The sequence below is a fragment of the Mycobacterium sp. E3305 genome, from assembly GCF_001666785.1.
In the GTDB taxonomy this organism is placed as follows: Bacteria; Actinomycetota; Actinomycetes; order Mycobacteriales; family Mycobacteriaceae; genus Mycobacterium.
Map to the genome: position 1 here is coordinate 1 of NZ_LZJA01000021.1, position 11290 is coordinate 11290.

Sequence of the window (11290 nt, forward strand, 5' to 3'; positions counted from 1 at the left end):
CATGGACAAGCCGCTGCAACGGTATTGGCGCGACGTCCATGTCGGCCAGCTGCACGCCATCCACATGCCTGGAACCACCTACCACGCGTCGGCACTGAGTTCGCTGGGCGTCGACCCGCAGGGTCCACTCCGGGCGATGATTTAACTGGGCCGAGACAGCCAGAGGAGGCGCGTCACGTTGACCGACCTGAAAAGCCTGGGCTACATCACCATCTAGACGAACGACATCGACTACATCAAGTCCCAGCCCGCCTATGACGGACGGCCGTTCGAGGTGATGCACGGGCTGAGCACCAACCGGGTCGGGGAAGGACACGTCGCACGCGACGATCCGAATGGGCGCCCGGGGATGAGCGCCGGCGCCGTGCCCATCCCCGCCCTCAGCGGTGTCGACGAATCCCTCGATTACGCACAATGGGTGATCGAGGAGATCAAGCCCAAAGTGCCGTAACCGATTACCTGATCGTCAGCCCCCGCCTGCGCACCCACAACAGCGCGGCGGCCGTGCCGAAGAGCCACATGGCCACGGCGATCGCCAGGTGCACGAAGCTCTTGGTGTCGCGCCCGAACACCGGCCAGATCATCGCGGGCACCTTCGTCCAAAGCACCTTGTGCTCAACCCCGTTCATCGGGTCGGCGACGTAGTACAACGCGTACGGCAGGGTCAGGACCGCCAGCCAGCTGCGGGTGCGGCGCCGATCGCCCCGCTGGCGCCAGCGCCGGATCAGCGGCTCGACGCTGACCGGATGCAGCACCGAAATCAGGTTGCCCACCCCGAGCCAGGACACGATGGGCACGGCGACGGTGGGGATCGTGATCCCCAGCCGCCCCGGCGTTTCCAACCACAGCGTCAACACCATGGCCGCCAGCAGGGTCGGCAGCCCGACGATGGCAAGCAGGGCGAGGTTCTTGATCAGCAGGATCCGCCAGAACGGCACGCCGGCGGACAGGCCCGCCAGCACGCGGTAGTGGTCGGCGCCGAACAGATTGGTGGTGGTCACGTCGGCCAGCACCCACGACGAGAAGTACGTGCCCACCAGGATCACCCAGTCGGTGTGATGGCGGCCGACGGTCAGCGGCTGCACCAGCAGCCAGGCCGCGGCGAAGATCACGTTGGCGACCACGCCCATCAGCCAGGTGCGGGGCGCGGTGAACGCCCACCGGATCTCCGCGGCCACCGCCGCGGCCAGGCCCGGCTTCTCGAAGTCCGTGGCGGCCCGCCGGGCGGAGTCCGGGCGGGGGGCCGACGCGCGCACGGCGGCGTGCAGGACGGCACGCGCGCGGGGGTGCATCGACCGCTGCGGTTCCGCGCGGCGGTCGATGCGATCGCTGTGGGGCGAGGCGACCAAGGAACGTGCTCCCGGCAATCGATTGGTCAGGGGACGGACCCGAATTCCATCCCAGGCAGGATAGCGACATGAACCGCAAGCGTGTCGTCATTGCCGGCCTCGGAGATGCGGGTGTGTTGGCCGCGATCCGGCTGTCCGCGCACGCCGACGTCGTCGGCATTTCCGTCAAGCCCGCGCTGGTCAGCGGTCAGGAACTCGGCGTCCGGCTCTCCCGTCCGGACGATTGGGCGCGCGACTACTGGATTCCGTTCGACAGGTTCCGGCGCCTGGACCGGGTGCGCACGGTGCAGGCCCGGCTGACCGGCCTGGACCTGGACGGCCGCGCCGTGCTGGGCAAAGGGGCCGACGGCACGACACTCGCCGAGGAATTCGACGCGCTGATCATCTCGACCGGGGTCAGCAACGGCTTCTGGCGCCGGCCGACGCTGCAGTCGGCCGCCGAGGTCGGCGCGGAGCTGCGCGCGGCACACGGCCGGCTGGCCGCCGCCGATTCGGTCGTCGTCGTGGGCGGCGGCGCGGCGGCGGTCAGCAGCGCGCTGAACCTGGCCACCACCTGGCCCGGGAAGCGGGTCGACCTGTACTTTCCCGGCCCGCGCGCTTTGACCGAATACCACCCCCGAAGTTGGGACCGGATACGGCGCCGGCTCACCGGCCTGGGCGTGGGCATCCACCCGGGCCACCGCGCCGTGCTGCCCGACGACTTCGCGGGCGAGGAGATCACCGGCGAGCCGGTGCACTGGAGCACCGGGCAAGCCCCGGTCCCAGCCGACGCCGTGCTGTGGGCGATCGGGCGGGTGCGGCCCAATACCGATTGGCTGCCCGCGGAGCTGCTCGACGAGCGCGGGTTCGTTCGGGTGACGCCGGAGCTGCGGGTGCCCGGACAGCGTGGCGTCTTCGCGGTGGGCGACGTCGCGGCAACCGACCCGCTGCGCAGCTCTGCCCGTAACCGCGGTGATGCGCTGGTGGCCCGCAACGTGCGCGCCGAGCTCAGCGGCGGCCGGTTGCGGACCTACCGGGCGCCGACGCGGCGGTGGGGATCGCTGGTGGGCGTCCAGCCCGACGGGCTGGAGGTCTTCCTGCCCACCGGCCACGCGTTCCGATTCCCGACGTGGTCGGTCGAGCGCGTGGTGATGCCGTGGATCGTGCGGTGGGGCATGTATCGCGGTGTGCGGGAGAACAATCCGCTGGGCTAGGGAGCGTCAGGCGCTGTTGAGCAGCAGCATGAGCCCGTAATCCATGTGGATCTGCTGGTGGCAGTGCAGCAGCGACAGCCCGGGCTGATCGGCGACGAAGTCGACGTCCATGCTCTGGTAGCCGCCCAGCATCGCGACGTCCTTGCGCACGCCGGCCGTCGGCGTGCCGGCGAAGTGGGTGATTTCGAACGTGTGCCGGTGCAGGTGCATCGGGTGCAGGTCGTCGCTGGCATTGCGGAAGCGCAGCCGGTAACGCTTGTCGCGCTGCACATTGAGCACCGGTTGGTTGGTGTCCATCGAAAAGGGCGTGCCGTTGAAGGTCCAGACGTTGAACCCGTTGTCGGCGGCATTGCGCTTCTCGATCAACAGCTCGATGGTGTGATCGGGCGGCGGGACGGGCGCGGGGCGCGCGAACAGCCGGTAGTCCCATGTGAACGCCTGCGGCGCGGTCCACTGCGGATCCCCGCCGCGGCCGGCGTATTCGACGACCGTCCCCATGCCGTGGCCGCGGTCGTCGTCGGACAGGTCACCCAGCACCCAGACGCCCGGGTTATTCATGGTGACCACCGCCGAAATGCGTTCGGCCGCACCGAGCCAGAGCACCGGCACCGGCGCGGGGTTGGGCACCGGGTTGCCGTCCAGCGCGACCACGTCGAAGGTGTGCCCGGGCAAGGCCAGGCTGCGCGATTCGGTGGCGCTGCCGTTCAGCACGTGCAGCAGTACCCTGTCGCCGGTTCGCACGCGGATCGGATCGCCGTGACCGAGCATGCGGCCGTTCACGGCGAACGCCCCGTAACTGACTTCGAAGCCGCGCGGGTCACCGTGGTCGAGCGACGCCTTCATCGCCGATTCGCCGCGCTCTTTGAGATCCGGCTCCTGTTCGCCGGCGAGGAATTCACTGGCCATGTCGCCGCCGCGGCTCAACGACGGCTCGAACTCCTTGAGCGTCAGGAAGATTTCCTGGTCGTAGGCGCCCGCGTCCTGCCTTGGCTCGATGTAGACGGGACCGACCAGTCCGCTGTACTGGCCGCGGGACAGGTCGGAGCGCGGCACCACGTGCGTGTGGTAGAAGCGGAACCCCGCCGGCCCGGGAACGAAGGACACCCGTCGCATGCCGTGGGCGGGCACGTAGGGGGTGCCCTCCTCGGCCGCGCCGTCGACGTCGACGCCCAGCCGCTGACCGTGCCAGTGCAACTGCTCGGGGGAATCGGTGTCGTTGAACACGTCCACCACCGCCCGCCGGCCCTCCTTGAACCGCAGCAGGGGGCCGGGGAACTGCCCGTTGTACGTCAGCGTCGACACGATGTGGCCCGGCGCCAGTTCGACTGCGCCCCTGCCGATTCGCAGCGTGTAGTCGGCTTCGCCGCCGGGCGGCGCGGGGTGCTCGCACGCGGCACCACTTGCGGCAAGCGCGGCCACGCCGCCCCATTTGAAGAAGTCACGCCGATCCAGGGGCACGTCATCGCCCCCGCGGGTAGGCAGCAAGGACGGGCAGGAGGAAATCGATGCGGTCGTCCAATTCACTTGCCAGCCAACCGAATTCGGGATAACCCGCGCCCGACGGGTCGGGCACGCTCCAGTGCAACGTGGTGGTCACGCCGTGCTCGCGCGCGTACTCGCGCACCTTGTCGCACAGCGTGATCACGCAGTCGAAACGGCGCCGCGCCACCGCGGTCAAGGGCTGCGGCCGCTGCGCGCCGAGGTCGATCCCGTACCGGTCACGCATGATCCGTATCGCGTTGCGGTGCAGGTGCGGTTTGGGATGGCTGCCAGCGCTGGCGGCCCGGATGCGGCCGCGGCCCCGCCGCCGAAGCAACGCCTCGGCCATGGGCGAGCGCGCGCTGTTGCCCGAACACAAGAACAGCACCGAGCGCACCGGCGGTTTCGCGGCGGGCGCGGGCGCCAGCGCCGGGTGCAGCGCCGTCGCCGCCTCGCGGAACGCCCCGGCGCACCCCGTCAGGTTCAGCCGGTAATAGGTGTCGCGACCATCGAAACTGCTGCGCCGCGCGTCGACGAGGCCGGCCGAGCGCAGCAGCCGCAGGTGATACGAGATCAGGTTCTGGGGCTCGTCAACGGCGTCAGCCAATTCCCGCACCCGGAGGTCGCCGCCCGCCAGTTCGGTCAGCAGCGCCCAGCGCACCGGGTGCGAGGCCATCTGCATCAGCGACGGAACCGCCGTCCTGCCTGCCGCCACGTCGCAGACAATACATCAAACCCATTTGATAGGTTTGCCGCTGCGCAGCGGTGAGGAGACCGAATGGCCGACAGCAACACCGACGAGCTTCGTCGAAGCCTGGGCTTGTTCGACGCGGTGACGATCGGACTGGGGTCGATGATCGGGGCCGGGATCTTCGCTGCGCTCGGCCCGGCGGCGCGCGCCGCGGGTTCCGGGCTGCTGCTGGGCCTGGCGGTTGCCGCGGTGGTGGCCTACTGCAACGCGACCTCGTCCGCGCGCCTCGCCGCGCGCTACCCCGCCTCCGGCGGCACCTACGTGTACGGCCGCGAGCGGCTGGGCGAATTCTGGGGATACCTCGCGGGGTGGGGCTTCGTCGTCGGCAAGACCGCCTCGTGCGCCGCGATGGCCCTGACCATCGGCGCCTACGCGTGGCCGTCGCACGCCCACCCGGTGGCCGTCGCCGCGGTGGTCGGACTGACCGCGGTGAACTACGCCGGCGTGCAGAAGTCGGCCTGGCTCACCCGCGCCATCGTCGCGCTCGTGCTGGCCGTGCTGGCGGCGGTGGTCGTGGCCGCGTTCTCCTCGGGAACGGCCGTCGCCGACCACCTCCGACCGGCGGGCGCCGGCATCGGCGGGGTCATCCAGGCCGCGGGGCTGTTGTTCTTCGCCTTCGCCGGCTACGCGCGCATCGCCACTCTGGGCGAGGAGGTGCGCGACCCGGCACGCACCATCCCGCGCGCGATACCCGTCGCGCTCGCCATCGCGCTGGCCGTCTACGCCCTGGTGGCGGTGGCCGCGCTCGGGGTGCTGGGGCCGCAGCGCCTCGGCCGAGCGACGGCGCCGCTGGTCGACACCGTGCGGGCGGCCGGCGCGGGCTGGCTCGTTCCCGTCGTGCAGGTGGGCGCGGCCGTCGCCGCGCTGGGCTCGCTCCTGGCGCTGATCCTGGGCGTCTCGCGCACCACGCTGGCGATGGCCCGAGACCGCCACCTGCCCCACGCGCTGACCGCCGTGCACCCGCGGTTCGGTGTCCCCCACCGGGCGGAACTGCTGATCGGCGTCGTGGTGGCGATCCTGGCCGCCACCGCCGATCTGCGCGACGCGATAGGTTTCTCCTCCTTCGCCGTGCTGATCTACTACGCCGTGGCCAACGCGTCGGCGTTCACCCTGGGGCGCGACGAGGGCCGCCCCCACCGGGTGATCCCGATCACCGGGCTCATCGGATGCGTGCTCCTCGCGTTCGCGATGCCCCTGTCGTCGGTCCTGTCCGGCCTGGCGGTGCTGGCCATCGGCGTCGCCGCCTACGCGATCCGGCGGGCCCGCGCGAAATAGGGGTGGCGCGCTGATTCGATAAATGCTTATATAGAAGAATGTCGAAACAGCAGGCATGCTGCCCCACCCTGGGGACGGCCGCCATGGCCGAGTCCCACGCGTCGGAACTGGCGGCGATGTTCAAGGCGCTGGGCGACCCGGTGCGCCTGAGGTTGTTGAGCCTGATCGCCAGCAGCCCCGGCGGCGAGGCCTGCGTCTGCGAGATCTCGGCGACCTTCGACCTGTCGCAGCCGACCATCTCCCATCACCTCAAACTGTTGCGCTCCGCCGGCCTGGTGGACTGCGAGCGGCGCGGCACCTGGGTGTACTACTGGGCGATTCCCGCAGCGCTACAAAAACTTTCGTCGGTGCTGCAGCCGTGACGGGCACGCACACGTCGGCCCCCAGCGCGGCCGCGACCCGCCTCCCCACCATGGACCGGTTCCTGCCGGTCTGGATCGGCGCGGCAATGGCGGCCGGCCTGGCGCTCGGCCGAATCGTTCCGGGCCTGGGCTCGGCCCTGGGCGCCGTTGCCATTCAAGGTGTTTCACTGCCGATCGCGGCCGGCCTGCTGGTCATGATGTACCCGGTGCTGGCCAAGGTCCGCTACGACCGGCTCGACGAGGTCACCGCCGACCGCAAGCTGATGGTCACCTCCGTGTTGCTCAATTGGGTGGTCGGGCCGGCGGTGATGTTCGCGTTGGCGTGGTCGCTGCTGCCGGACCTGCCGGAGTACCGCACGGGCCTGATCATCGTCGGCCTGGCGCGCTGCATCGCGATGGTCATCATCTGGAACGACCTCGCCTGCGGGGACCGTGAGGCAGCGGCCGTGCTGGTCGCCCTGAATTCGCTGTTCCAGGTGGTCATGTTCGCCGCGCTGGGCTGGTTCTACCTGTCGGTGTTGCCCGGGTGGTTGGGCCTGCCCCAAACCGGGATCAGCGTCTCGCCATGGCAGATCGCCAAAGCGGTGCTCGTCTTCCTCGGGATCCCGCTGCTGGCCGGATACTCCTCGCGCCGGCTCGGCGAACGGTTCCGGGGCCGACACTGGTACGAGACGCGGTTCCTCCCCCGCGTCGGACCGTGGGCCCTCTACGGGCTGCTGTTCACCATCGTGATTCTCTTTGCCCTGCAAGGCCATCAGATCACCTCCCGCCCGTGGGACGTGGCCCGGATCGCGATCCCGCTGCTGGCGTACTTCGCGATCATGTGGGCGGGCGGGTATGCCCTGGGGCTCGCGCTGCGCCTCGGCTACGCCCGCACCGCCACGCTCGCGTTCACCGCGGCCGGCAACAACTTCGAGCTGGCCATCGCGGTGGCCGTCGCGACCTACGGCGTCACGTCCGGGCAGGCCCTCGCCGGGGTGGTCGGCCCCCTCATCGAGGTGCCGGTGCTGGTCGGCCTGGTCTACGTGTCCCTCGCCCTGCGTTCACGGGTTTTCGCCGATGAGCGCTAAGCCCAGCGTCCTGTTCGTCTGCGTGCACAACGCCGGACGCTCCCAGATGGCCGCCGGCCTGCTCAGCCGGCTGGCGCAGGGCCGCATCGAAGTCCGTTCCGCCGGAACGCAACCCGCCGACGAGGTCAACCCCGCCGCCGTCGCCGCCATGGCCGAGCTGGGCGTCGACGTGACCGCGGCCCGCCCGAAGGTCCTCACCGGCGCAGACGTTCAGACCAGTGACGTCGTGATCACCATGGGCTGCGGCGACACCTGCCCGTATTTCCCGGGAGTGTCCTACCGCGACTGGAAAGTGCCCGACCCCGCAGGCCAGCCGCTGGCCACCGTGCGCGCGATCCGCGACGACATCGCCCAGCGCGTCCGAGCGCTGATCGCCGAACTCCTGCCCACCGCAACGCCATAACGCGCACCGAAGAAAGGACACCCCATGTCTCGCGTGCAATTAGCCCTCAACGTCGATGATCTCGGCGAAGCGATCGCGTTCTACTCCAAGCTGTTCAACGCCGAACCGGCCAAGGTCAAACCCGGCTACGCCAATTTCGCGATCGCCGAACCCCCACTCAAACTGGTGCTGATCGAGAACCCCGGTCACGGCGGCAGCCTCAACCACCTCGGCGTGGAGGTCACGGACAGTGACACGGTGCACGCCGAGATCGCGCGCCTCGCCGAGCGCGGACTGGTCACCGAGGCGGAGCTCGACACCACCTGCTGCTTCGCCAACCAGGACAAAGTGTGGGTCACCGGGCCCGGCGGAGAACGCTGGGAGGTCTACACCGTCATCGCCGACTCCGACACCTTCGGACCCGGCGCCGACGAGGCCGAAGCCGCCTGCTGCCAGACCTAGCACCCACCGCACGGTTCCGGCGCGGGCCGAACGGGAAGACTGAGCGGATGGCCGACCCGGGAGAAGACGCGTTCGAAAAGCTGGTCGGGGTGCTGAACTACCCGATGTACGTGGTGACGACGCGCGCCGACGGCGTCGCGGCGGGCTGCCTGGTGGGCTTCGCGAGCCAGACCAGCATCCACCCGCCCCGCTTCCTGGTGGGCCTGTCCCGGAAGAACCACACGTTCCGGGTCGCCGCCAAGGCGACTCACCTGGCGGTGCACGTGTTCGACCACGACCACCTCGACGTCGTGGAGCTGTTCGGCAGCCAGACCGGCGACACCATCAACAAGTTCGACCGCTGCTCGTGGCACAGCGGCCCGGCGCGGCTGCCCATCCTCGACGACGCGGCCGCCTGGTTCGCCGGCGAGATTCTCGACCGGTTCTCCCTGGGCGACCACGTCGGTCATCTGCTCGCGCCGGTGGACGGCCGCCCGCCGCAGGAGCTGGAGAGCTGGGTGTCCTTCGGGGACGTCCAGCATCTGGAACCCGGCCACGAGGCGTAGCCGTGGCTCCCCGCGTGGGCACCGTCGCCGACATCACGGAGCTCGCATCGTTCTACGCCGACCCCCCGCAGGGCGTGCGGGTCAACATGATCTTCAGCGCCGACGGCGCCGCAGCGTTCGGCGGCCGGGCCGGGCCGCTGTCGTGCCCCACCGATCAGCGGCTCCTGAAGATCCTGCGGGGCCTCGCCGACGTGGTTTTGGTGGGCGCAGGCACCGCCCGCGCCGAGAACTACGGCCCGGTGCGGCTCACGGACGGGGGCCCGGCCGCACCGCCACCGATCGCGGTGGTCAGCCGCAGCGGCCGGCTGCCGGCCAGGCTGCTCGGCGACCCCGCTCAGCCACCGATCGTGGTGACGTGCGCGCGGGCGGCGGCGCGCGAGGACCCCGGCGACGGGCGGCGGGTCGTGGTGGCGGGCGAGGACTCCGTCGACGTGGCGCGCGCGGTCGCGCTGCTGCGCGAACGAGGCATGCACCGAATCCTGTGCGAGGGCGGCCCGACCCTGCTCGACGAGTTGGTGGAGGCCGACGCCGTCGATGAGATCTGCGTGACTTTGGCCCCCAAACTCGCCGCGAGCCAGCCGGTGGGCCGCCGCCCGACCGCGTCGCCGCTGCCCGCACCGGTGACTCTGCGCCTCGAACACGCGCTGGTTTGCGACGGTTACGTGTTCTTGCGATATCGCCGCTGATTCCGCTCGACATGCAGCCGGGGAAAGCCCTTCCTATGATGGAAATGCCCGGTTTGACGCCCATATCGAATCGCCTGCGCGGCATGGTTTTCAGATCCTCGCCGTCCACTTTCTCGAGCCATACACCAGGAGGACTATCGGCCAGGTGAGCAGCTCAAACGACGACCATGACTACCGCAATCTCGCGGTGAACCGGCTGCGGCCCAGCGAACTTCAGTGGGCGCTGAACCACGACGCCGTGCACGGTATCGCCTACGCATTCAAGAATCCCGTCGCCGTCGCCGAATCCATCGACGACCCGGACGACGACCGAATGACCTACCTGATCCGCGTCAAGCGCGACGACCTGGCCAACGCCTTCGGCAAGATCAACGACTGGATCACCGAAAACCCCGGCCCCGCCGGGATGCAGGCCTTCGGATTCGTCCGCGCGCTGTCCCGCGAAGGGTTGACTGAACGCGCCGGCGGTGAGGACGAACTCCGTTAATCCCGGCGTCCCGATCGGCTGGCTTTCGCTATTCGCCGTGCCCGGCGGACCGTGAAACCTTAGCCTTATGCCTGCGCACGGTCGGTGACTGAGGAGTCGGGATGGGTGACACCACCGCGGATTCGCGGGAGGGTTCGCAGTTCGGGCCATATCTGCTGCGGCGGCTGATCGGTCGCGGCGGCATGGGTGATGTCTACGAGGCCGAGGACACGGTCCGGGAGCGCACGGTCGCCCTGAAGCTGATGTCGCAGACACTGTCCAACGACCCCGTTTTCCGCTCCCGCATGCAGCGCGAGGCCCGCACCGCGGGCCGGTTGCAGGAACCGCACGTCGTGCCGATCCACGACTTCGGCGAGATCGAAGGTCAGCTCTACGTCGACATGCGCCTGATCGACGGCAAGGACCTGGCCGGCATGCTGAGCCGGTACGGGCCGCTGTCCCCGCCGCGGGCGGTGGCGATCGTCCGCCAGATCGGCTCGGCGCTCGACGCCGCCCACGCGGCCGGGGTCCTGCATCGCGACGTGAAACCGGAGAACATCCTGGTGAGCGGCGATGATTTCGCCTACCTCGTCGACTTCGGCATCGCCAGCGCCACCGCCGACGAGAAGCTGACCCAGATCGGCACCACGGTGGGCACGGTGAAGTACATGGCCCCGGAGCGATTCAGCGACTCCGACGTCACCCACCGCGCCGACATCTACGCCTTGGCCTGCGTCTTGTACGAGTGCCTGACCGGATCCCCGCCGTACACCGGCGACCAGATCAGCGTGATGGGCGCCCACCTGCACCAGGCGATCCCGAAGCCCAGCGCGGCGCGGCCAGGCATCCCGGCCGCCTTCGACGGGGTGATCGCCCGCGGCATGGCCAAGGATCCCGCGGACCGCTACGCCACCTGCGGTGACCTCTCGGCGGCCGCGTATGCGGCCCTCGCCGAACCCGACCAGGACCGGGCCACCGACATCCTGCAACGCAGCCAGGTGGCGCGGATGCCTGCCGCCTTCGCCAGCCAGCAGTCCGCCGGGATCGCCCAGGCCACCCCCGCGCACGCCCCCTCGTCCGGCCCGATGTGGGCGCCGACACCTCCCGGCGGCCCGACGCCCCAGCCGACGGGATGGGGAGGCGCCCCCACCTGGGGCCCGAGCACCGCGGGCGTCGCGCCGCCCTGGGGGCAACCGCCGCGGCCGAGCAGGCGCTTGAGGTGGTAGGGGCCGAACATCGTCCCCACCCGCGAGCCCTGGCCGCCGGTCAT

Annotated in this window: 10 protein-coding genes and 4 pseudogenes; 11 read left to right on the forward strand and 3 right to left on the reverse strand. The window is 70.1% G+C overall.

Annotation, left to right across the window (positions count from 1 at the left end; genetic code table 11):
• Together A5701_RS27160 and A5701_RS27165 are read left to right on the forward strand one after the other, a co-directional pair.
• Positions 1-145: pseudogene (locus tag A5701_RS27160) on the forward strand (hydroxylase); the annotation flags it as partial.
• 81 nt (positions 146-226) lie between these two features.
• Positions 227-451: pseudogene (locus A5701_RS27165) on the forward strand (LLM class F420-dependent oxidoreductase); the annotation flags it as partial.
• A gap of 4 nt (positions 452-455) precedes the next feature.
• Here A5701_RS27165 and A5701_RS02325 read toward each other — a convergent pair.
• Entirely contained in the window at positions 456-1256 is an 801-nt protein-coding gene (locus A5701_RS02325; protein WP_067748112.1) for a hypothetical protein, read from the reverse strand.
• Between the two features lie 161 nt (positions 1257-1417).
• Between A5701_RS02325 and A5701_RS02330 the strand changes: the two genes are divergently transcribed.
• Positions 1418-2542: an FAD-dependent oxidoreductase gene (locus A5701_RS02330; RefSeq protein ID WP_067748096.1), complete on the forward strand. Its 1125-nt coding sequence runs from the start codon at positions 1418-1420 to the stop codon at positions 2540-2542.
• Between the two features lie 6 nt (positions 2543-2548).
• Here A5701_RS02330 and A5701_RS02335 read toward each other — a convergent pair whose 3' ends face one another.
• Complete coding sequence (locus A5701_RS02335) at positions 2549-4000, reverse strand: multicopper oxidase family protein (protein WP_067748114.1); 1452 nt, start codon at positions 3998-4000, stop codon at positions 2549-2551.
• A gap of 1 nt (position 4001) precedes the next feature.
• The gene (locus A5701_RS02340; protein WP_231968704.1) at positions 4002-4736 is read right to left on the reverse strand and encodes a helix-turn-helix domain-containing protein; all 735 of its coding nucleotides are present in this window, start codon (positions 4734-4736) and stop codon (positions 4002-4004) included.
• A gap of 63 nt (positions 4737-4799) precedes the next feature.
• Here A5701_RS02340 and A5701_RS02345 point away from each other — a divergent pair, with 63 nt between their 5' ends.
• From A5701_RS02345 to A5701_RS02385, 8 genes and pseudogenes are all read left to right on the forward strand, one after another.
• On the forward strand, positions 4800-6047 hold the full coding sequence (locus tag A5701_RS02345; RefSeq protein WP_067748098.1) for an APC family permease: 1248 nt from the start codon (positions 4800-4802) through the stop codon (positions 6045-6047).
• A 38-nt stretch (positions 6048-6085) separates the two neighbouring features.
• Positions 6086-6409 (forward strand): helix-turn-helix transcriptional regulator, encoded by a 324-nt coding sequence (locus A5701_RS02350; protein ID WP_067748100.1) that lies wholly within the window; start codon positions 6086-6088, stop codon positions 6407-6409.
• Between the two features lie 50 nt (positions 6410-6459).
• Positions 6460-7882 (forward strand): annotated as a pseudogene (gene arsB / locus A5701_RS02355) (ACR3 family arsenite efflux transporter).
• Between the two features lie 24 nt (positions 7883-7906).
• The gene (locus tag A5701_RS02365; RefSeq protein WP_067748104.1) at positions 7907-8323 is read left to right on the forward strand and encodes an ArsI/CadI family heavy metal resistance metalloenzyme; all 417 of its coding nucleotides are present in this window, start codon (positions 7907-7909) and stop codon (positions 8321-8323) included.
• A 47-nt stretch (positions 8324-8370) separates the two neighbouring features.
• Complete coding sequence (locus A5701_RS02370; RefSeq protein WP_067748106.1) at positions 8371-8868, forward strand: flavin reductase family protein; 498 nt, start codon at positions 8371-8373, stop codon at positions 8866-8868.
• 2 nt (positions 8869-8870) lie between these two features.
• Complete coding sequence (locus tag A5701_RS02375) at positions 8871-9554, forward strand: pyrimidine reductase family protein (protein WP_067748108.1); 684 nt, start codon at positions 8871-8873, stop codon at positions 9552-9554.
• A gap of 145 nt (positions 9555-9699) precedes the next feature.
• Positions 9700-10041, forward strand: a complete 342-nt coding sequence (locus A5701_RS02380; protein WP_067748110.1) for a hypothetical protein — start codon at positions 9700-9702, stop codon at positions 10039-10041.
• 101 nt (positions 10042-10142) lie between these two features.
• Positions 10143-11216 (forward strand): annotated as a pseudogene (locus tag A5701_RS02385) (serine/threonine-protein kinase); the annotation flags it as partial.
• Positions 11217-11290 lie beyond the last annotated feature (74 nt).

Bases quoted from the DNA above. Each gene is read 5' to 3' on its own strand.
- A5701_RS02370 (WP_067748106.1), top strand. From the start codon at position 8,371: ATGGCCGACCCGGGAGAAGACGCGTTCGAAAAGCTGGTCGGGGTGCTG.
- A5701_RS02330 (WP_067748096.1), top strand. From the start codon at position 1,418: ATGAACCGCAAGCGTGTCGTCATTGCCGGCCTCGGAGATGCGGGTGTG.
- A5701_RS02365 (WP_067748104.1), top strand. From the start codon at position 7,907: ATGTCTCGCGTGCAATTAGCCCTCAACGTCGATGATCTCGGCGAAGCG.
- A5701_RS02350 (WP_067748100.1), top strand. From the start codon at position 6,086: ATGTCGAAACAGCAGGCATGCTGCCCCACCCTGGGGACGGCCGCCATG.
- A5701_RS02345 (WP_067748098.1), top strand. From the start codon at position 4,800: ATGGCCGACAGCAACACCGACGAGCTTCGTCGAAGCCTGGGCTTGTTC.